Here is a 22637-nt window from a genome sequence, read left to right as displayed (position 1 = left end):
ATGTTGCTATGTCATTAAGCTGCTATGCCATTAAAAAGTACTATGCCGCGTTAGCGTGGCAGCAGCGGCGTTGCTTTCCAGAAGTAGCGTTTGAAGTCGCGCTTGTTGTCTTGATCTTTGATGCGGAACTGCATACTAACTGGGGTTCCGACTTCCAATTCGCCAGGCTTGAAATCAGCAAACTCCATCATCACGATACCGCCGCCTTCAAAGCGCACGTTGCCATACTTAAAAGGTGGGTTGTAGGACAGAGCCAGCCAGTCTTCGGTAAAGGATTTAACCGCCGCTTTCTTGTCTTTAAAGGGTTCATCTATCTGGCCTTTATCACTGCGGCATTGCGGGTTGGCACAGAAGGGTTTACGAGGAAATTGTGGCGTGTCGCAAGCTATGCAGCGCCCGCCGATAAAACCCGTTACGGTTTTTCGGTGACGGTAGAACGCGGAGTGAGCGGTGCGATTATCGCGTTCAGCGCGCATACCCCAGTCCAGTTCCACTAGCCCGGCAAACGAAAGGTAACGTTGGTAGTTGTCGTCTTCGACACCATTGTCGATTAGTGTCTGCAGCGGTGCTTGTTTGTTTAATTCCAGGACTTTTTCGGTGGCTTCCAGTAACAGTACATCACAGCCCTGCCCGAAGCCTGCAACTAATAAACGGTCGCCTGGCTTGGCTTGCTCAAGGGCGTGGGCGAGCATCAGTAGAGGATGGGCAGCGCCGGTATTACCGCATTGCAAGCTCAAGTTGTCGCGCACGGCCTGCTCAGCTATGCCACATTGTTTGGCAATGGTGTCAATCGTACGTTGGTCGGGGCCAGTGACAATTAAGTGCTGAATACTGGCAGCATCTATGTCGGGCTGTTGCTTGAGTAGCTGCTGGATGGCTTGGGGAATGATTTTTAGATAGCCCTCATCTCTAATCCAGCGCTCCTCCAGTTGATAGTCAAAATCTGACTGCAGTGCCCGGTAGTGGTCGGTCAGATCAATTGAGAGAGAACAGGCGCCAATAAATTTGGCTAACAGATTTTCTGTGCCGGTAATGATGGCTGCTGCGCCGTCGCCTACGGTCATTTCCTGCAAGCTAGCGGGGCGGGTCTGGCGCTGGTCGGCGGCGACGACCAGGCTGCTGCGTGGCTGCTGCAGAGCTGTTATCAACGCCGAGCTGCCACAGCGCAGTGAGCCACTAAAGTCGCTGCTGTGCAGCTGTTCTGGTAGCGCAAGTGCCTCGCCAATGACGGTGGCATTTTGTCTGTCGGCAAAAGGCAGGGTGGTGGAGGCAAACAGTAACTGCTCAATAGCCGTAGCTGGTTGCTGTTTTGTTTGCGCTTGTCGTGCAGCAGCGACGGCCATGGTGAGGCTGTCCTCATCGTGTGCGCATATGGCGCGTACACCCTTGCCTCGCGATTTAAGGTTGGGGTTGGCCCAAAGATTGGCCGTAGCAATAGCACTACGAGAAAGTCGTGTGCGGGGAATATAGGCGCCTATAGAAACGATACCCGTAGTCTGGGCGGCAAGCGTTGAAGTACTTTCTGCTGCTGACACGATGGCTCTCCACTGTGATGATAGGTTGTTGGTTGGCTGTATAAGAATTGATAAGATTCTAATATGAACAAAAGCTCATATTGAACTCGTATGAAGCTAGCGTGATAGCGGCTCAGCTAGGCTAAAGGCTAGTGGGAAACTTATTTAACAACTAGCCACGAAGATTTTCAGATAAGTATTTCAACTTTGTTGTTAAAAAATACAAAGTGTATTGAGTGGATTTTGATGGTTTTAATTTAAAGCGAGTTTAATGTAAGCAATTGCCCAGAATATTATCCTTGTAGATATGAAGTCCCTATAAGGGGCGGAAATGACGTTAGCCTTAGGAGTGCGCGCATGAATCATCTACAGGATTCTGAACAGGTCACTATGATTCGCGATAGTGTGAAAAGCTTTGTGGCAAAGGAGATGCCTAGGGACAAGGTTAAGCAGTGGGATAAAAATAATGAGTTCCCCCGCGACGTTTTCGATAAGTTGGTCGAGATGGGTTGCATGGGCCTGACGGTACCAGAAGAGTATGGTGGCAGTGGTCGCGATATTACTTCCACCGTTGTGGTGATTGAGGAGTTATCTGCACGCAGTATGGCGGTGGCCTGTGCTTATATTCAGTCCAGCTGTTACGCGGGCCTTAATTTGGTTGAGGTTGCCAGCCCCGAGCAGAAAGATAGGCTGTTGCCTAGGGTGGCCAAGGAAGGGCTGATGTTTGCTTACGGTCTTTCTGAGCCAGATGTGGGTTCGGATGTTGCCAGTGTCCGCACATCGGCAGTGCGTCAGGGGGATACAGTTATTATTAACGGCGCCAAGCGATTTTGTTCTGGCGCCGCCATTTCTGAATACATTTATACCTTGGTTCGGACTGGTCCGGTGGAGGATCGTTACAAAAATCTATCACTGATTTTAATTCCACCTGATGCCCCTGGTGTATTGCTTGAGCCGCAAGAGACCTTGGGGCTAAAAGGCGGCGGCACCTACGATGTCAGTTTTAGTGATGTTGCAGTGCCTGTAGAAAATATTGTTGGCGGTGAGCAAGGGTGGAATGATGGCTGGAGTAAGTTGGTGGGCCCTGGTTTAGATATTGAGAAAGTTGAGGTGGCAGCAATGGCCTTGGGTATTGCTACCGCAGCGGTGGCAGATGCCTGGAACTATGCTCAGGAGCGCATCCAATTTGGCAAGGCTATCTGCACCATACAGTCCATACGCCATATGTTAGCCGATGCCAAAACCAAGCTGGAGGCTTGTCGGTTAATGACCTACAACGCCGCTTGGATGATAGATCAAAATCAGTCGGTGGCAGTAGAAGCGGCCATGGCTAAACTGTTTGTTTGTGATACCTGTCGCGACATTGTTTTGAGCTGCCAGCAGGTGATGGGCGCCTATGGCTATGTGCGTGATTTTGATATGGAGCGTTATGTACGCGATATTTTAGTGATGCCGATTCTTGGCGGTTCGTCAGCTATTCAGAAAAATAATATTTGTAATCGTTTAAAACTGCCGCGGAAATAACAGCTGATGGAGGCATCTATTGAGGGCTTTAATGAGTTGTTAGGTGTTCGTTTTAACGGCGGTGAAAAGGGCCTGTATCAGCTGGAATTAACCGTAGGCCCGCAACACCATCACGATGCCGGTTTGGTTCATGGTGGGGTTTATTTGAGTTTGCTAGACACGGTTATGTCCAGAGCTATTCGCACATTGACTGAAGAGGCCCACTACGCCCCAACCGTGGCGTTAAGTTGTAATTTTTTTCGGCCAATAAGCACGGGGCTGATTTATGCCGAAGCCAAGGTTGTTAACCAGTCGCGTCACCTGGCATTTGTTGAAGGCAGTTTGCGTGATGAGTTGGGGAGGTTACTGGCTGGCGGATCTGCAACTTTTTTCCTGGTTGAAAAGCCTGAATAATATTTTTTTTATTAGAAAAGGAAATTAGAACTGGTTACTTAACGTTTGGAGGTAGATAGAGCGAGATATGTGTTTTTTAATGTCAGATATTGTAAGTGTTTTTGTTTAATGAATGCGTTGCTACTACAAATGCAAACGGTTTGTAAGCGATTTGTAAATGTTTGAAAGTTAAAAAGGAAAATGCTAATAAAATGCGAGTACATTATAAGTTGTGACTCACGTTATAGTGTGAGAAGTGAATGCTCTAGGGGCGGTTTATATAGAGTTGTACTGAGTCAACCGTTTCCAACAGAATGTTACTGTTAAATTACAGGCAAATAATAACTAACAGGAAAAGTATTATGAATACAACAGTCTTGGATAGAAAGAGAGTTTGCAAAGAAGCCTTATTTGTAACTTCCTCTACATTGATGCGTGATTATATTCCATTTAGTAGTCGTTTTAAATCTCGAAAACTCGTGAGAGCAATGGCAATGCTAGGCTGTATTGCTACGCCATTGTCTGTGTTTTCTGCGCCGGTGTTAGAAGAAGTGCTTGTAACTGCTGAAAAGCGGCAGCAGTCGTTACAGGATATTCCTATCTCCATCGCGACGATGGGGGCGGACAAATTAGAAAGATTTAATATTGATGAGCTGGAAGATTTTAGCGCTAAGGTGCCTAACGTTGTTATTAATGAGTATTTTGGTATTGCCACTACTTTCCGGTCGTTTATACGAGGTGTCGGTGCGGTAACGGTTGAGGTTACCCAAGATCCAGCAGTTGCGCTTTATGTAGACGGTATTTATGTGGGCTCATCTTTTGGCGGTTCTTTTGAATCGGCCGACCTTGAGCGGGTTGAGATTCTGCGCGGCCCTCAGGGTGCGCTCTATGGCCGCAATGCAACCGGTGGTGCGATTAATTTAATTTCGAAAAAACCTCAGTTAGATAATTTCTCTTTCCATCAGACCTTGAGTGGCGGTAATTACAACCGATTAAAATCTCATACGGCGGTTAACATTCCGCTGGGTGATAAAGCCGCGATTAAACTCGGTTATTTGATGTCAGAGCGTGACGGGGTGGTTGAAAATACTGGCCTAGGTGAGGATTATGGGGTGGAAGATCGCACTGCCGCTAGACTGGCATTGCGGGTTGAGCCTAGCGATGACTTGGTGATCGATTTTTCTGCAGAGCGCAATACCATAGAAGATACTACCCGTTACTCACAGGTGCTGAGTGGCTATGCTGAGCCTCTGGCTGGAACGGGCGTGCCGATTAGCATTCCGTTGGCCCCTTTTGTGACGGCTGATATTCTCTACCCTGATCCAATTACGGGTGACCGGTTGGATAAAGGTTACTCGGCATTTCCAGTTGAAGCAGACGACAATGAAATTTTGGGCAGTTCGTTAACCCTGACTTGGGATATGTCTGAGAATACCACGTTTAAATCGATTACCGGTTACCGGGACGTTGATGCCACCCAATACACCCAAGTGACGGGCACCACCCAAGTGACAATCAATACCCCACTTGGTTCTCTTGGCCCATTAACTCTGGGTACCGGGGGGGTCTATGAACAAGAGTTCACTCAGGTTACCCAAGAGTTCCAGTTGATTGGTGATGTAAACTTTTCGGGTAGTTCTCTGCAGTATGTTTCAGGCCTGTATTACTACAGTGATGAAGGTGATAATAGTGATCTGAGTATGTCGATAGGCGGGCTTAAACTACCAGGAACTGATCGCACAGAAACTGAGAATAAGAGTGTCGCTATCTATGGCCAGGCCACCTATACGCCCTCGGGTAGCAACTTTCATTACACGTTAGGTGCTCGTTATTCCGATGACCAACGTGAGGCTATACGAACTAACCTGAATACTACGCCTGCTTTCCAGGCAACCAAATACGACAAAGATTTCAGTAACTTCAGCCCTTCGCTGACAGTGGCGTACGACTTGAGTGACGATGTCAATATTTACGCGAAAGCGGTTAGCGGTTACCGCTCTGGCGGCACCTCTACGTTGTCTTATCAGGCATCACTGTTTCAGGAAGGGGCCGATGATGAAACCATTGTTTCCTATGAAATTGGTATGAAAGGGGATTTTCTGGATAGCCGCTTGCGTGTCAACGGTGCGATCTTCAATATGAAGTATGACGATTATCAGGGCAGTATTCAGACGGGTCCGCAACCTGCCGAACGTGACAATCTAAATATTGGCGACAATACCATCACTGGTGCCGAATTGGATTTAACCGTGGTGGTCGCAGAAGGTATGACTTTTAATCTTGCGATGGGTTACCTGGATACCGAAATGGGTGAAGACAGTGTTGACCCTGGCACCGGCGCACCGCTAACGCCACTGATAGACACATTGCCATATGCCCCCGAGCTCAGTTATTCGGCGACGCTGGATTATCAGCGCCCAATTATGGGTGACATAGAGCTGGAGTGGCACATCAATTACTCCTATCAAGATGAATCAGAGTCAGGGATTATTGTGGGTACCTCACAGCTAAATGATGATTATGGCCTGTGGGATGCCAGTATTGCCTTAACCCAAATTCCATTTGCCAGTGGCAGGGCGAAAGTCAGCCTTTGGGGGCAGAACCTTACCGATGAGGAGTATGCGGTCAGTAATATTGGTCCTTTTGCACCGTTAGGTGCGAGTGAAATTTCTCCCTTTGGCGATCCAAGAACTTATGGCGTCACGTTTACCTATGAGTACGATTAAGTAGTGTAAGTAGCTTACTTACACGTTTTAATTTCGGTAATTGAAGGTCTCTTTTGGTCAGCTTAGGCTGACCTTTTTTCGTTGCATAAAAAAGTTTTATGGTATTTATCGCATGGAGGTAGGTTGTTAAGATGTTTTTATCTAAATCATTACTTAGCTTGTTTTGCTGTCTGTTTTTTTCTTTGTTTGCTCACGGCGTGACAGCAGAATCATCAGGGCGGCCGAATATTTTGTTGGTTGTCGCTGATGATCTTGCTTTTACTGATATCGGCAGCTTTGGTGGTGAAATAAATACGCCAACGTTGGATGCTTTGTCTGAGCAAGGGCTGCGTTTCAGCCAGTTCTATTCTGCCCCCAGTTGTTCACCTACTCGGGCAACCTTATTAACAGGGGTAGACTATCATTTGGCTGGTTTGGGTGCCATGCAACATACTCAGACGCCAGAGCAATTAGGCCGGCCTGGCTATGAAGGCTATCTCAACCAGCGAGTGGTGACCTTACCTGAACTACTTCGAGATGCCGGATATCACACTTTTATGGCAGGTAAGTGGCATTTGGGAATCAGTGAATCCAATAGCCCCGCTGCGAGAGGGTTTGAACAATCCTTTGCGCTGCTACAAGGGGGTGGTGGTCATTTTGATACGTTGGGGTTAACTGCCGATAGCCCTGCGCTGTATCGAGAGAATGGCCAACTAACATCACTGCCAGAAGATTTTTATTCCAGTCGTTTTTATAGTGACAAGATGATCGAATATATTCGTGGCCGTGAGAGTAAACGGCCGTTTTTTGGTTACCTGTCTTATACGGCGCCACATTGGCCGTTGCAAGCACCGGATGCTTCGATAGAGCGCTATAAAGATCGCTATGCCGCTGGCTATGAGCCGCTGCGACTGCAGCGTGTGGCGCGGGCAAAAGAGCTGGGCATAGTTCCAGAACATCAAAGTTTTGCCCAGCCAAACTATAAGCGTCCCTGGCAGTCACTGTCACCGCAAAGGCGCGATGTCGAAGCGCGAAAAATGGCAGTCTATGCGGCAATGATAGACGATATGGATTTACATTTAGGGCGGGTGTTGGACGCCTTAAAGCAAGATGGTGAGCTAGATAACACGGTAATAATCTTTATGTCTGACAATGGTGCTGAAGGCCATGACTTAGACTATGCCTTACCCCAACTGAAAAAATACATAGCAACATGCTGCGATAATCGGCTAGAAAATCTTGGTCGTGCCAACTCCTACTTTTCCTATGGTCATGATTGGGCGCAGGCAGGTATTGCTTTGTTTAGGGGCTTTAAGGCCCAACCTTTAGAAGGCGGTATCCGGGTGCCTTTAATTGTGAGTTTTCCAGGCTGGCCACTAAAGGGCGGTATTTATCAGGGCTTAAGCAGTGTTGAAGATATAGTACCAACGCTACTGGCGCTAATAAACCTTGAGCACCCAGCGCCTAGTTATCAAAAACGAGATGTCTATCCTATTACTGGCAGCTCATTATTGCCCTTGCTTGATGGGGAGCAGAGTACTTTAGTGACAAATAGACCGCTAGCAAGAGAATTGTTTGGACGTGCCGCAATACGGGTTGAAAACTGGAAGGCGGTAAAAATTCCACCGCCCTATGGGGATGATCAGTGGCAGTTATATGCTATAGATAAAGATCCTGGCGAGAGCCAGGACTTATCAACTGTAGAACCAGAAACATTAAAGCGCCTGATAAGTTTTTGGCAAGATTATGCAGCATCAACGGGGTTAATTCTTTCAAACAGGCCATCACGTTATTAATAATGTGAATAGTAGCGCAGGATAAAATTTGTAAATAATAAGCAGCGCTTTTGATGATTAATAGAATATTTTATTGGCTTAAAATTTGATCTGAAAGTTTTTCTGGTTAATGGCAAGTAGTTTGTTTGGGGTAAGCGACCATATAGGTGACGGGCATTGCACGGTGTTTGTATGCACCAATATGCCATTGATAATGTTCAGAGCCTGGGCACTGGGACATGGCTTGTAATTCATCAGTGGTATAGCAGCGTAGCTCGGAAACCAGCCCGTCCCAGGTAATCATTATTGGCGCAATAGGGATTACATAGGTAAAAAATAGTCGCCGAAAAGAAAAGGGTCGAATAAGAGGCGTTAACAACATCACCGCAAAAGGCGTGGTTAGCGCTAACAGCACTGCATACCATGTTCGCTGTAATAATTCGAACATGATGATTGCTTGATTATTTTTGACAACGTCTGCAATGATTATTTGAGCAATTTCAGGTTCAAAGTGATGTAGGGCATTGAATAAAGAGCGTGCTCCCTTAAGCTCTTCATGCATGGCAAGTACGTCCACCGGATCCGGGTGACAAGCAAGATCTTCAGTTGAAATAACTTTTTTTGATGTCATTTGATCAGGAAATTTGTCCGTTAATAAAACCTCAATAGGCTGGCCTATCTCACTTCGTAATTGTTCGGTTAAATGTAACCAGGGACCTGAACTACCAGAGCATAGATCAATCACGCGGCATCGATCGGTAGCTAAAACGGCCTGTGCCATAATGGTTATTTTCGACAAAAATGGATGATTTAATTCAATCAAAGTGTGAAGAAAGTCGGTCACCAGAGAGCGCAGTGATGGCGGTAGCCAAGGAATATCGGTAAATTCAAAAAGTTGCATACGCTGCACGATCATAATTCCTTATGGTTAAATTAACACTCCAGTAGTCGTGGCAAGCGACAAGGTAAAATAAACTATGAATAATGATACTTATTTTGTGTAGTTAAGGCTTGTCCCACTCCACCTGCAAACTGGTAATTGCCCGTGCTGGTAAACTTGGTGCATATTGAATGCTCTGGTCTGGGACAAGGCGCATGCTGGGAATTCGTTTTGCTAACTCTTCCAGCGCTATTTGTAGCTCAAGGCGTGCCAGCGCAGAGCCTGGGCAGGCGTGTCGCCCCTGAGAGAATGTCATAGGGCGTTTACGGTTAGGGCGAACAGGGCAAAAGGACTCGGAGTCTTCAAATTTATTCTCGTCACGATTCGCCGAGCCAAACGAGATAAAGACAAGGTCTCCTTTTGCAATATCCTTGCCTCCGAATGAAATATCATGCAATGCCACCCGGAACCAGCCAAGAATTGCCGGGTCGAAGCGAATAGACTCTTCAACAATCTCATCTATTTTATCAGGGTTATTTATCACATATTGCCAGCGTTCAGGGTCGTTCAGTAATTGATAGATCATATTAGTGATTTGGGCCAAAGTCGTAGAGTAACCTGCACCAATCAAGCCTAAAATGAATAGAAGAATTAACTCTTCATCGCTAAAGTTTGATTCCCCAGCATCCGCTGCAAGTATCAACTCCGTCATCAGGTCATCGCGTGGTTCGCGCCTGCGTTGATCAATTTTTTTCTGGAAATAGCGTTGGAAATCAACAGCATCTTTGGCGCAAATCGCTTCTTCATCTTCTTGCATCGGATTCAAGAACATCTTGAATGTATTGCCGCTCCAAAGTTGCAGCTGGGCTAGGTCTTCTTCGCTTTCATTAAAACCGATGATTTCAAAAATAGTCAGTATAGGCAACGGGTAGGCGAAAGAAGAGACGAACTCACAGCTGTTTTGTTCAAGCATTCTGTCAATAAGTTGGTTGGTTATTTGCCGTATTATGGGCTCCATTTTACGAACGCGTGAGGGAGGGATAATCGTTTTTAACAGGTCTCGAAGACGTTTGTGATCAGCACCTTCGGTGTTTTGTAGGTGGTGAACTATGCGCCAATCAATGCCTTTTTTGATTATTGCGTTGGCTTTTTCGCCGTAGTTTTTGTTTAAGCTGTCCAAAGAACCCTCTGCGGTAAAATGTTTTTCGTCCATTAAAACATTCACCAGATCATCGTAGCGGGTTACCACCCAGAAGTTATAGATTTCTGAGAAAAAAACAGGTTCGTTGGCTCTGGCTTCTTTAAGATGGCTGTATACATCCTTTGAGTTCATACCTATAGGTTTAAATTCAGAACTAATGCCCATGATGTCGCCTCGAATTTTAATATTTTATAAAACTTAATAGCGGAAGTTATTAAGTTTGAAACTCAGGTAATTTAACCACTAGCCCTTCCATTGCTTCAGTGACAATGACCTGGCAGCTAAGCCGGCTATTGGGTAGAGGGTTGTGTGTCATTTTAATAAGAAATTTTTCGGTGTTGTCAGGGGCAGGAAATTGGCTCAGTGCTTGAGCGTCAATATAACAGTGACAAGTGCCGCAGCTACAGACGCCTCCGCATTGGGCTAAAATTCCAGCAACACTGTTATCAACAGCGCCTTGCATTAGGGTGTTACCAGTTGGGACTTCAACGTTAACGCCTTCGCCATTCGCTTCTATGTAAGTTATTGTAGGCATGATTATCCTTGCTGGCTTATATTTGGAAATGGAGATTGTTGGGTTCTTGTTGTTGCCTTCTTATTTTTTACGTCTGCATTATTAAAAAATTATCGTGTGATTTGTATATGGGTAGTGCTAATGCCTAATTATTCTATTATACAAAATACTAATATGAATTTTGACTCATATTAAACTCGCATTTTGTTAATGAAGTTTTTCAATGTTTTAACGATGATTTATTTTATAATAATTATTAATAGTTGAATATAATCGTTTACTAGATAAAAATTTCAGTTAGTCTTTGTTGTTAGTTAGTTATTATATAAGTGGGCGCGTGTTCTTATAGTTTCATATGGGTTATGTTTTACCGGTCATACAAAGAAAAATAAATTCTGTGGGGAGTATAAAATGAAAAATAGCAGTGAGCAGTTTGTATATGATGCCTGGTATGTTGCTGGATGGGATTATGAATTTGGCAACGAAAAACCTGAGCAGAGACTGATACTAGAGCAGCCCATAGTGTTATACCGGAAAAGCAATGGCAAGTTGGTCGCTCTTACCGATCGTTGTGTGCATCGTCAAGCGCCTTTGTCTATGGGGCGTATAGAGGGCGATAGTATTAGGTGTATGTATCATGGTTTACGCTTTTCGGCTCAAGGGAAGTGTGTAGAAATACCGGGGCAATCACTTATACCCGAGAAAGCCTGCGTTAATAGATATCCTGTCGTAGAGCGTGGCAGTTGGGTGTGGGTGTGGATGGGGGATCCGGAAGAGGCGGACCCTGCCCTGATCCCGCCTGTTCGAGGTTTCGATGATCCGGAATGGGTATTGAGATCGGGGCAGTTAGATTACCACGCACCCTATCATCTGATAAACGATAATTTGCTAGACCTATCGCACCTTGCTTATGTGCATGCTAACTCTTTTGGTGCAACCGCCGGCTGGAGTAGTCGGCCACCAAAAACCAGTTTGGTGGATCGTGGTGTCAGGGTTGATCGCTGGATAGAGGGGGCGCCGCCGGTGCCGCCATTACCATCGCTTTCACAATATGATTCTGTTGATTTATGGGTTAGCTATGAGTTTTATGTGCCGGGTGTGTTTATTATGTATACCGCCATGTATAAGCCGGGCAGTGCCGAATTATTTGATCATGACGAGCCGCAAGGGGAGCGTTTATTTTCAAATTTTACTTGCCAGGCAGTCACCCCGGTTAAGGAAAATTATTCGTGTACCTTTTTCTCCTGGGGACCTGGCTCTGAATTTGGCGGCGAGGAAATTGCGGAGCAAATGATAGCGGTGGCAAAAATGGCATTCAAGGAAGATAAAGTCATTATTGAAGCCCAGGCCAAAAATATATCATTGGAACCTGACCTGCCGATGATGCCTACAGCGGCAGACAAGTCTATTGCACTATTTAATAAAGAAATGGAAAAAATAAAAAATAAGCGCTTAGCTTTTTTAACCCTCTAGTTTAAGTGGCGGCATGGCATAGCTGCCATTGCTTAAGTTTTGTTTTGGTTGATAGGTGCGCAAAAACAAATGGAACCATCCCTCTTTGGGAGTGGGTAGCCAATTAAAGGTGCCCTCTGTCGGTTGCTGGTGCTGGATGAATATTTTTAGTGAACCATCGGGTTCAAATTTTAACCCTTCGGTTCTATCACCAATAGCGTAGCGATCAATGGGATTGCTGGCTAAGGCCCAATCTTGGTTGTATAGCGTGAGCGACCAGAATGCGTCTACCGGCGGTAAGCCGCCGGCTGGAAATTCCAGTGTATAGTTTTTGTCGCCTGTTAATGGTTTGTTATCAGGGCCTTCAAGCATTGAGAAGTATAGGCCTTCTTCTGGCACTAGGCAGCCAGGGCCAAGCTTGGCGACGACGGCTCTATCTAAAGGGTCTTTAATAAAGCTGGTGATGCCGTAGCTGACCATCCAGCCATTGACATTTCTGGTGTCAATCAGCCAGCCGCCGCGACCATGAATGATTGCATGGGCGTCAATAGCGGCTTGTGCAAGTATTTGCTGGATTTTTGAGCTGGCTTCTTGGCTGGGCTTTTTACCTGCAGCAATCCCCAGCTGTTCTAGACTTGAAACGAAATTATGGTCGGATACTGGGGGCGGATTTTCAGCTAGACCTGCACAAAGTTCATCAAAAAAGTGAACGCCGAGTTTTGATGGTTGCAGTATTGGAAAATTATTGAAAGCATCATCAATGGGGCGAGCAGGGTTGGTGAATGTGGGGTAGCTGGATAAATCCGTTAGCGAAAATGCATTTTGCACCGCTTGCGCCAAGGGTAAATCATCAATAGTATTTACCAATACACGGGTAAGAACTAGTACGTGGTTGGTTGGTGCTGTGATAGGAATGACGTGCTCAGGAAGAGATCCGGTCCAGTTCGGCCCTACTATGGCGTATTCACAGGCATGGGTACCTGTTGTGCGGCGGCCAAGATAACAAAAACTGTTAAGGTATGCGTCGTTTAATTGAATTAAATAGTATCTATCATCGGTTTCAGGGACGCTAACAATAATCGGGTTGTTTGATAAATCTAGCCAGCCTAATCCATATAAAGTATCAACGTTAGGTAGTGGTACGTCGCTGTCTGGTGTGGAAAGATCAGAAGAAACAAAAAGTTGGTTAAAAGGAAGCTTAAGTTCCTTTGCTAGCTGAAGGTATAGCCTGGTTTGAACTAAGGGTATTCCCCAGATGTAGGCATCACGAGCCAAAACATTTAGATCATTCATAGTGTTAATTTCCCCTGTTATAGATATTTTTATCTTGTTTATTTCGCAATAAAGCGTTCGATATAGCCTTCAAATGCCTTGCTGATCATGGTTTCGGATAAGCCAAATTGTTGCAATGAATAGCTGTGCTTGCCATGCATATGCTGTTCATTGCTCCGGTCCCAGTCACGAAAAGTTTGAATATTTTCAGGCGATAATACTCTGTTGCTATTGCGGTACACTTCGGTCGCGACGTTTACGGCGTCATTTCTAATGCGATCATAGGGAATGTCTAAAATTCTGTGATCTAAGTGTAATTTGTCTCTGGTTAGTAAATATTTGTCCATGGCAGATTGCCACCAGTTTAGTAAAGTCTGGCCAGTAAAGACGGGATCTACCTCTTTAACAATGGAGCTCCACATTGCGATAGTTAATTTTACTAATGACGGTATGGATGAAACGGGTGTGCGATGGCAATGTACAAGAGTGGCCTTGGGGAAATAGCTTAATAACTCTTCTAAATAAGCAATGTGCTGAACGTTTTTAGTAACCCAGGGCCTGTTTTGTTTGCCGCCGTTTTGCCATTGGAGGTACTGATACATAGTGTGTAAGTGCTTATAATTATTAATATGAGGCCTTTCTATAACCCAGTCATAATAGCTAGTGGAGGGCAGCAGCACAGAGCTCCACACCCAATCATCAAAGGTGCCGTCGCACATCAGCCCATCTTCTTCGGGCTCCATTGCGGTGGCTATATGCGCTGCTTGGTAGTCAGGTCGGCCATCAGAAGTGATTCCGCCCTGACTGGCAGCGGCAATTCTAGGGTCCAAATAGTCTGACTCACTAGCTGCTGACCTGCTGAAAGGGGCCGGATTCATCATTTTCCAAAGGTAGGTTTTTTGTATTTCTGTTTCTGGTAAAGATGACAGGATGCGCTGTATCTTTGTTGTGCCAGTCCTAGGTAGGCCAATTACAACTATAGGGTCTGATACATCTTCATCTCGAATTTCAGGATGTAGCGTGAAGTCTCTGTGCATGCGCAGCCTGTTGATTAAGCAGCGAATAATATTGTGTCTGAAATTGATTAGCCCTGTGTCGCTGAAATCTACATCTATGGCGGCACAGTCCAAAAGTGTGTTTAGTGACTGAAAAAAGTGTTCACTGCCAAATTCATTAAGGCCGGATTGTCTTCTGGCTTCTCTAATAAGTTTTTGTGGGTCTAGTGTTTTTTTTAACTCAGCATAGCGAGGCTGAAATTCTTTACCGCAACTCTCAGAAACGTTAGTGGGTGTTGATAGTATGCTATGCATGGGTAGTCCTTAGGATAGGGTTTTCTTATTTTCTTACCAATATAGCCATTTTGTTGATTGTAAGTTGATTTGATCTTATAGGATAAATGTTGCCTATATCAAGCAATAAGTTGTCGATTTATTGGGAAAAGATTTATTGTTTTAAGTTTGTTTTATACATTTTAAAGTGAGCAAAATGCGAGTTGCTAGGGAAATATAATTTGTGGTTATGTTAGTGCATTATCGCTGAATATTGTTTGTGTTGTACGGTTTTATTGTATTGTAATAGCTTGTCGAATAAAAAATAAAGTTTTTGTCTTTGTTAATGTGATGTTTATAGTTTTTTATTGAAGTTGAGCAGAATATTTTATGCGAGTCAGTATGTGAGTACTTGGTTCGTTGTTTTGTGGTTATACGTATAAATGGTTTCAAAAAAACATCGGTTTTGTTTTCTGTTTTTGTATTAATGGGTGTTTAAGATGAGAGAAGTGCAGGCAGGATTTGGTTGGTTTTTGGAGTTATTTAAAAACAATTAGGATTATTGGTATGGGATTGCAATCGAAAAAAGCATCAGGTTTTGTTGTTTGGTCTTGTTCTTTGTTAAAGTTTGGTATCTTTATATTGATGTCTAGCTTAACGATTGCTAAGACATCCTATGAGCTGATAGATAAACCAGTTTTTATGTGTGGATCTGGTCTTGAAGACAAATCGGAAACTAAAGATGTTATTTTTGAGAGTGTTCCGTCAAGGCCATTGGCATTATCAGATGATGGTTCTTTGCTTTACGTAATTAATGCACATGATAACTGCTTGGAAATATATGTTCAGGAAGATGATGGGCTAAATTTGGTCAGTTCTGTTGCCGTGGGCATTGGTCCCGTGTCAGTAGCAGAGAGAACCAAAAGTGAAATATGGGTGGTAAATCATATTTCAGATTCGGTTAGTGTCATCAGTATCGATGGGCGGCCGCATATCAAAAACACCTTGCAGGTTGGTGATGAGCCTTGGGACATAGTATTTACCAACGCTAAGAATCATGATCTGCCTATAACAAAAAACACAAAAAGACGCGCTTTTGTTTCTGCCACCTATAGGGGCCAAAGTCACCCTCAGTTTAAAACTGAATTTCTATTACTGAATCGTTTGGATGCCGATAAAGGTGGGCAAAAGGGAGAGTTGATCGGGCGGGCTGACTTGTGGGTTTTCGATATGGAGTCTGATGGTGCTGTCAATCTTGCGGGCATTATTAATACTTTTACCACATCGATTCGCTCGTTGGCTGTTGATCAGCTTGGCACAAAAGTCTTTGCTACTGCATTTAAATCGGGTAACCGTACCGCAATAACACCTGTGCCACTTGACGGTTTACTGGGCGATAAATGGTCTGCCGATGGCGTAGGGCACTTGGAGCCTTTTGCCATTGTACAACAGCAAGGAGGAAAATGGCTGGATGCCAGCGGCGCTAACTGGCCAGATTACATGAACTTTGATGTTGCTGATAATGATGTTTTTGTTATCAATGCATTGGCATCGCTGGAGCTAGGTACACCTGACACTCCAAAATATAATAGACAGGCGATATTAGAAACAGTCGAGTCGGTAGGTAGCGTACTGTTTAATAGTTTTTATGATGAAGCTAGTAATAGCTTATTTGTCAGCACCGTTGATGCGATTAACACAGTGCCTATGGAGCATAATGTAAAGGGTATATTTACCAGTAATCATATTAAAGTTGTTGACTTTAATGAGTCGCCTGCGAAGGTCTCCAGTATAAATTTAGATAGTATTTACCAGGGGGTTGGAGAGAAAGCTGGCTATGCATTACCCAGTGGTTTGATAGTTACTCCTTCTACAGGGGATGTGTATGTTACATCGATGGGGACCAATCAAATTAGCTCGTTTAATGTTGATGCTGTGTTAAAAGGTGGCCCAGTACAAAGCTTAAATCTTAACTCTGTGGTAGTTGAAAAAGGCCCAATTGCGATAGTTGCTGGCAGAGATGCTAAGGAGTTTTATAGCTATAGCTATATTAGTAACAGTGTTACTCAGCTTTTTAAGACCAAGCAAGGGGTGAAGCAGCAAAGTAAAGCGATTCTTTTTAATCCAGAGTTGGAGGATATTCAAAAGGGTCGATTGGCGTTGTATGACGCTACAATCACCTCAAATAATAACCGGGTTGCCTGTGCTTCGTGCCATATTTTTGGTGGTGAGGATCACTTGCAGTGGAATTTAAGCACAACAGGGAAAAATGTTTTAATTAACAAGCTGTCTTTTATTGAGCATGAAGGCAGGCAAACTGCGCCTAGGTCTATACGCTTAAAAATTAAAGGCAGTGATACCAAGGTTGGCGATTTGATTCCAATAGGTGACATGGGTGTAGAGGTTAAGTATATAGGTGATCAAGCAGGCTTTGCTGAAAGCATTGAAAGTGGTGACATTGCAATTGATAAACCGGGTCTTGTCTATCTAGAAGAGAGCCAGCATGACCCTAGATTGACCCGATACAAGGTTTTAACAGGTAAGCCAACATGGGTAATTATTGAGACGCCATTTTTACATCCATTAAAGGGGCCAATGCGTACGACGCCATTGCACGGTATAGCTGACTCAGGGCCTATGCATTTTCTTGGTGACAAGTTTGGTTTAGTAAGTAACTTGGACGGCCCTTGTTCAGATGTAAATGGCACTCAGGCAGAGCGAGCATTTAAAGAGTTTAATTCTCCCTGTGATGGCTCTCCAGGCCCATTTGAAACATTACTGGGCGGGCCTCATCTCGATGATAAGTTGATGAATCAGTTAACCAAGTTCTCGTTGGCGCTTACTTTCCCCCCTAATCCAATACGCCCACTTAATAATCAAGTAAATGAAAAAGGCGAGAAAATTTTTAATTCTAAGATTGGTGTGGATCTAGCTAACTGGGATCATGTGCGACAAAAAAGCCCTTTGGTTTTTAGTTGTAGTGATTGCCATACCACAAACAAATATTCGAAATTATTTGGTACCTCGCAACAGATGTATTCTGCCCCGCCACTGTCACTTCAAGATGCAAAAGTACCACACTTAAGATACTTGTATGATAGGGCTGGCTTCCTGCGAGGGGATTATCGGAGACAAAGTAGCGATTTTCTGAATATGAGAAAAAACGATAAGTACTTCGATACTGTGGTTCATGCGCAGGGGCTTAATCATGGAGGTTGGTTTGATTTTTCGATGTTTTTTGCTGATATGGTTTGGATAGTTGATGAGAGCCAGCCGGTAGCATGGAGTCCATCGTCAAAAGAAAAATATGGAAATTTATTTAGGTTTTTAATGGAGTTCGATACTAATTATCTGCCTATGTATGGTCGCCAGATTACAATTTCTAAAGATTTTTTATCTGATAATAACTTTAAGAAAAAGCTATCCGTCTATATTGATGATGCTTTGCGCCCAGAAAGCAATCAAGGTAATAGTCAGTGTGACGTGGTAGTCGCTGGTGAAAATAATCGCAATAACATAAAGCATGTCAACGATGTTATTGCAATTAGTAAGTCATCAGATTTTCCTTTAACATTAATGTGCATATAGGAGATAAAAGTGAAAAAGATACTTAATTATATTGAAGAAAAAAACAAAGGCTTTGAAACTAGAGATATTTTTAATTGGCTCAATGACTCTAGTATACCTCCCAGGGAGAGATTAGGATTTGCACCCTATATGGCCCATTTCGTTTTTTCGTTTATGGATGTTAATCGATTTTTATTGCGAGATTTGGCTAATGAAGATGAACTCCAGCAATTAGTAAATATCCATACCAATGAAGACAGTCATCATTGGCCATGGTATTTGCAAGATTTGAAGTTGATGAACTTTGATAAAATGCAAAAATTTTCAGACACCTTGCTTTTTTTGTGGGGCGATCATGGCATTAAGTCAAGAATGATTACCTATGAAATGGCAGCAATTATTAAAAGATTGAGCCCAAAAGAAAAGGTGGTTCTTGTTGAAGTTATAGAAAAAACCGGAAATGTCTTTTTGGGGTTGACAGCCAAGGTATGCAGAGAAGGTGGTGATGCTGAAAAGTCGCTATATTACGGTGATAATCATTTGGCATGCGAAACTGGTCACACTATGGGAACTAAAGATATTGAAGATATTTTGTGTGCGATAGAGTTGACCGAAGAGGAAGAGTTATCGTCGATATCTATGATTGATGAGGTTTATGAGTTGTATAATGATTTTGTCGATGAGATGTATACCTTTGTTACCAGCAACGATTATAGGAAATTAACCAGTAATGAAGCTTATGGGTCAAGCATTGATGTGAAAATGAAATCAACCCCATTTTCTATAAATGGTGTCAATGTGGTTAGTAATCTTGAGACTGAGCCTGTTGTCGTTTAACTTAGATTGAAATTAGCTGTTTGTGAATTACAGGTGTAACCTAAATTATAATTTCGGATCATTCTATGCAAGGGGCTGTTGAGTGCGTAATGCCGGCATGGGGGGATGTTGTAAAATTTATAACTAATATAGGTATGGGTAGTGTCAAAATGGTTTAGCCTAAATATATTATTTAGGCTAAACTGTAAACCTTAATTAAGAAAACAGCTAAGAGCATTCGTTAGGAAAATTAACTAAGAAAGATAACTGCCGGTGCCACGAGCCTGTAAATATTTCTGTGTAACTGTCGGGGTTAAATATAATCCGTTAAACGGCCTTCGAATTCAATGATAAATCGGTTCAAGGCCGGCTTCCAATTCCTTATCGGTATTGTACCCAAGGCACTTCGCGGGGCAGGCTCTCCATTTTTTTGAAGCTTCCTGTATCGCCAAGTAAACAACTTTTTTGGCCGAGTCGTCACTGGGGAATAGCTTACGCTTTTTCACAGCCTTACGAATGACGCTATTGAGTGATTCGATAGCGTTGGTCGTATAGATCGCTTTGCGTATGTCCTGAGGATACGCAAACAGGGTGTTGAGGTTATGCCAGTGGGCATGCCATGATTTCTTATCTGCGGAGACTTATCGTCCCAGCGCTCGGCAAATTGCGCTAACGCTTGTAGGGCTTCTTCTTCGGTTGCTGACTTATAAATTAATTTTAAATCTGCCGCTACGGCCTTATAATCTTTCCAAGGCACAAACTTCATGGCATTACGCACCATGTGCACAATGCAGAGCTGTATTTGGGTATCAGGGTAGACAGCATTAATGGCATCGGGAAANCCTTTGAGGCCGTCAACNCAGGCNATTAAAATNTCTTTTACGCCGCGATTTTGCAGTTCAGTCAGCACGTTAAGCCAAAACTTAGCGCCTTCATTCTCTGATATCCACAAGCCTAATAGCTCTTTATGGCCTTCTATATTTACGCCTAACGCCAAGTATATCGCTTTATTGATAACCTGTTTATCCTGCCTAATTTTAAGCACAATGCAGTCGAGATAGACGATGGGATAGATGGCATCCAGCGGCCGCGCTTGCCACTCTACAACTTGATCGATAACAGCGTTAGTCACTTTGGAGATTAATGTGGGCGAAATATCCGCGCCGTACATTTCTTTAAAGGTGGTGACGGTTTCCCGTGTGCTCATGCCCTAGGCGTAGAGGAAGAGGATTTTATCGTCCATGGAGGTAAAGCGGCGCTGATGCTTTTTAACCAGCTGGGGCTCAAAGCTACCCGCTCGATCGCGTGGGGTATCAACTTGAAATTGGCCACCTTCGGTCTGCAAGGTCTTACTGGTAATGCCATTGCGGCTATTACTCGCTTCCGATGACTCGTGCCTTGCGTAGCCTAAATGATCGTCTAATTCAGCGTTAAGGGCCGTTTCAACGGTGATTTTGGTGAGCATATGCCTGAATTCATTAAGATCAGCTTCCGTCTTAATGTTCTTGGCTGCGGCTTGAGCTATTGCTTTTAGTTCGTCGTGGTTCATGGCTGTCTACCCTTACCCTTTTTGGGGTTTAATGATAGATAGTTACACAGATTTAGTTACAGTCTCATGAGGCATGTTCAGCCAAAATCGGTGGTATAAAGAGGTATAGAATTTAAAGCTTGTTTATGCTCGTTGATTGCCGGGGAATGCTTTATTTAAAATCATATCCTTCAGTGCGGTATCTTTCCAATGACCAGGCGACGTAAAAATCCTTTTGTTTCGATCGCTTTGGTTCTAGCCCGGTTATTATTGGAGTTGCCATTGTTAAGCCTTGGCTGAGCCAATTAAAGCTCCTTACTTACCCCTAGCCACAACACTTCTTATATTTCTTACCACTGCCACAGCTGCAAGGGTCATTGCGGGTAGGCGTCTTAGCAACTTTGACTACGCTGGCCTTGTTCAGCTCTAGGGTCAGTTCGGCAATGGACTCAACGGCTTCCTCACTACTATCTACAGTAATGTTTGCGTGCAGCTCGAGCTCGGCTAACTGCGCTTCAATTTCTTGTTTACGCGCCTCGCTGGTAACCACTAATGTCATGGGGTGTTTTTTACTGCCGGGCCTATGCTTGGCCTTGGTTTGATAGCCTGAATTGCCGTTGTCTTGGCGAGCATCTTGGCGGCCTTTGAAGAAAAATTTATCTGACATAGTGTGTTATCTGCTGGTTAAACAATCTGAATATAGAAAGTAAGGTTTCTACTGAAAAGCTCATGGGTTAAGTTCGGGGTAAAGCATGTGCCTGCAGGTGATTTATCTGGATTACGGCCTTCGTAGAGGTAACGAGAGGCTGAGGAAAAGTGCTGCGTCTGCTCTGAGCAGAGGGCCTGCCTAGGTTTATCAAGAGCTGTGTCGGATGACTTAAGCTTCTAGTTAGGCAGTGGGGTAAAGCGTGTTAAGAAAAAATGGTGGGCCCGCCCTGACTTGAACAGGGGACCTGCCGATTATGAGTCGGATGCTCTAACCAACTGAGCTACGGGCCCTTAACTTGTGCTTTTGTGGCTATGCTGCGCGGCCCCAAAATTACGACGTTAAGATAGTACTTAACTTACTCTCTACACGGGCTAACAAACGACCCCGTAAAAAGAGCTGTGCATTATACCTAAAAACGCCGAGCATGAAAGAGCTTGCGGGCTCGGCGTTTTAGTTTTTTCGGTTTATTTACTGGTTGGTTTCGTTTTCGCTAAACATACCGGCAAATAAAGCGGTGCTTAGGTAGCGCTCTGCCGAGTCTGGCAGGATGACCACGATGGTTTTGCCCTTATGCTCAGGCTGTTGTGATACCCGGTGGGCGACGGCCATGGCGGCACCGCTGGAGATGCCCGCTAAGATGCCTTCTTGTTGCATCAGCTTGTGGGCCCATTCCATGGCTTCTTCGTTACTTACTTGCTCCACTTGGTCAACCTGGGTTAAGTCTAGGTTGCCCGGTAGAAATCCCGCGCCTATGCCTTGAACTTTGTGGGGGCCGTGGGTGGCTTCGGTGCCGGCTTTAGCGGCGGCGATGACGGTGGACGAGCTGGGCTCTATGGCCACGGAGGTAATGGCTTTGCCTTGGGTGTTTTTGATATAGCGCGAGATGCCGGTGAGGGTGCCGCCGGTGCCTACGCCGCTGATGACGACGTCTACTTCACCGTTGGTATCTTGCCAAATTTCTGGGCCGGTGGTTTTTTCATGTATTTCGGGGTTGGCGGGGTTGTTGAACTGGCCTGGCATAAAGTATTTGCTGGGGTCGCTGGCCACTATTTCTTCGGCCTTGGCGATGGCGGCAGGCATGCCTTTACTGCCGTCAGTAAGCACCACGTTGGCACCGAAGGCTTTCATCATTTGGCGACGCTCTAGGCTCATGGTGTTGGGCATGGTGAGGGTGATGGGGTAACCCCGCGAGGCGGCGACAAAGCACAGGGCTATGCCAGTGTTGCCGCTGGTGGGCTCAACAATCTCCATGCCGGGCTTGAGGCTGCCGTCTTTTTCGGCGGCCCATATCATATTGGCGCCTATGCGGCATTTCACCGAGCTGGCGGGGTTGCGTGATTCTATCTTCGCTAAAATATTGCCATCAGATATGCGCTGGATTTTTACCAGTGGGGTGTTACCTATGGAAAGACTGTTGTCATTATATACGGCCATGTCTGGTCTCCTTGGTGGGCGGAATACGGGGTATATGCTCTATGCGTGAGCTAGACTATACACGCAGTTAGGCGCGGCCGGAACCGCTACGCAGGCTAGCTACTTG

At 44.6% G+C, this 22637-nt stretch carries 15 protein-coding genes, 1 tRNA gene and 1 pseudogene; 7 read left to right on the top strand and 10 right to left on the bottom strand.

Annotated features, from left to right (window positions below; genetic code table 11):
* Positions 1-50 precede the first annotated feature (50 nt).
* Positions 51-1535 (bottom strand): 3-oxoacyl-[acyl-carrier-protein] synthase III C-terminal domain-containing protein, encoded by a 1485-nt coding sequence (locus B067_RS0101420; protein WP_051083800.1) that lies wholly within the window; start codon positions 1533-1535, stop codon positions 51-53.
* Between the two features lie 336 nt (positions 1536-1871).
* On the opposite strand from B067_RS0101420, the gene B067_RS0101415 reads away from it, so the two are divergent.
* The 4 genes from B067_RS0101415 (at position 1872) to B067_RS0101400 (ending at position 7911) form a co-directional block, all read left to right on the top strand.
* Positions 1872-3038, top strand: coding sequence for an acyl-CoA dehydrogenase family protein (locus tag B067_RS0101415; RefSeq protein ID WP_019528260.1), 1167 nt, complete (start codon positions 1872-1874; stop codon positions 3036-3038).
* 6 nt (positions 3039-3044) lie between these two features.
* Positions 3045-3431: a PaaI family thioesterase gene (locus tag B067_RS0101410; protein WP_019528259.1), complete on the top strand. Its 387-nt coding sequence runs from the start codon at positions 3045-3047 to the stop codon at positions 3429-3431.
* Positions 3432-3904: 473 nt separating this feature from the next.
* Positions 3905-6136, top strand: a complete 2232-nt coding sequence (locus B067_RS0101405) for a TonB-dependent receptor (RefSeq protein WP_019528258.1) — start codon at positions 3905-3907, stop codon at positions 6134-6136.
* A 131-nt stretch (positions 6137-6267) separates the two neighbouring features.
* Entirely contained in the window at positions 6268-7911 is a 1644-nt protein-coding gene (locus B067_RS0101400; protein ID WP_019528257.1) for an arylsulfatase, read from the top strand.
* A gap of 106 nt (positions 7912-8017) precedes the next feature.
* On the opposite strand, the gene B067_RS0101395 is transcribed toward B067_RS0101400, so the two are convergent.
* The 3 genes from B067_RS0101395 to B067_RS0101385 form a co-directional block, all read right to left on the bottom strand.
* Positions 8018-8800: a hypothetical protein gene (locus B067_RS0101395; RefSeq protein WP_156820720.1), complete on the bottom strand. Its 783-nt coding sequence runs from the start codon at positions 8798-8800 to the stop codon at positions 8018-8020.
* A gap of 94 nt (positions 8801-8894) precedes the next feature.
* Entirely contained in the window at positions 8895-10136 is a 1242-nt protein-coding gene (locus B067_RS0101390; protein ID WP_019528255.1) for a cytochrome P450, read from the bottom strand.
* Between the two features lie 49 nt (positions 10137-10185).
* The gene (locus B067_RS0101385; RefSeq protein WP_019528254.1) at positions 10186-10506 is read right to left on the bottom strand and encodes a 2Fe-2S iron-sulfur cluster-binding protein; all 321 of its coding nucleotides are present in this window, start codon (positions 10504-10506) and stop codon (positions 10186-10188) included.
* A gap of 390 nt (positions 10507-10896) precedes the next feature.
* On the opposite strand from B067_RS0101385, the gene B067_RS0101380 reads away from it, so the two are divergent.
* Entirely contained in the window at positions 10897-11958 is a 1062-nt protein-coding gene (locus tag B067_RS0101380) for an aromatic ring-hydroxylating oxygenase subunit alpha (RefSeq protein WP_019528253.1), read from the top strand.
* On the opposite strand, the gene B067_RS0101375 is transcribed toward B067_RS0101380, so the two are convergent.
* Both B067_RS0101375 and B067_RS0101370 read right to left on the bottom strand, forming a co-directional pair.
* The gene (locus B067_RS0101375; protein WP_083921335.1) at positions 11947-13230 is read right to left on the bottom strand and encodes a DUF1254 domain-containing protein; all 1284 of its coding nucleotides are present in this window, start codon (positions 13228-13230) and stop codon (positions 11947-11949) included. The genes B067_RS0101380 and B067_RS0101375 overlap by 12 nt on opposite strands.
* 38 nt (positions 13231-13268) lie before the next feature.
* Positions 13269-14519, bottom strand: coding sequence for a sulfotransferase family protein (locus B067_RS0101370; RefSeq protein ID WP_019528251.1), 1251 nt, complete (start codon positions 14517-14519; stop codon positions 13269-13271).
* A 525-nt stretch (positions 14520-15044) separates the two neighbouring features.
* On the opposite strand from B067_RS0101370, the gene B067_RS0101365 reads away from it, so the two are divergent.
* On the top strand, positions 15045-18065 hold the full coding sequence (locus B067_RS0101365; protein ID WP_019528250.1) for a YncE family protein: 3021 nt from the start codon (positions 15045-15047) through the stop codon (positions 18063-18065).
* A gap of 9 nt (positions 18066-18074) precedes the next feature.
* Positions 18075-18881, top strand: a complete 807-nt coding sequence (locus B067_RS19330; RefSeq protein ID WP_019528249.1) for a hypothetical protein — start codon at positions 18075-18077, stop codon at positions 18879-18881.
* Positions 18882-19173: 292 nt separating this feature from the next.
* Here the strand turns inward: B067_RS19330 and B067_RS21555 are convergent.
* From B067_RS21555 to cysK, 4 genes and pseudogenes are all read right to left on the bottom strand, one after another.
* Positions 19174-20409, bottom strand: a pseudogene (locus tag B067_RS21555) (IS256 family transposase).
* A gap of 304 nt (positions 20410-20713) precedes the next feature.
* Positions 20714-21055: a PBPRA1643 family SWIM/SEC-C metal-binding motif protein gene (locus tag B067_RS0101345; RefSeq protein ID WP_019528247.1), complete on the bottom strand. Its 342-nt coding sequence runs from the start codon at positions 21053-21055 to the stop codon at positions 20714-20716.
* Between the two features lie 255 nt (positions 21056-21310).
* Positions 21311-21387 (bottom strand) — tRNA-Ile (locus B067_RS0101340).
* 178 nt (positions 21388-21565) lie between these two features.
* On the bottom strand, positions 21566-22531 hold the full coding sequence (gene cysK, locus B067_RS0101335) for a cysteine synthase A (protein WP_019528246.1): 966 nt from the start codon (positions 22529-22531) through the stop codon (positions 21566-21568).
* Positions 22532-22637 lie beyond the last annotated feature (106 nt).

The sequence above is a fragment of the Dasania marina DSM 21967 genome, assembly GCF_000373485.1.
GTDB classification, from domain to species: Bacteria; Pseudomonadota; Gammaproteobacteria; order Pseudomonadales; family Dasaniaceae; genus Dasania; species Dasania marina.
Note: the sequence above shows the minus strand (reverse complement) of the source record. Positions and strands in the feature narration are given on the sequence as shown.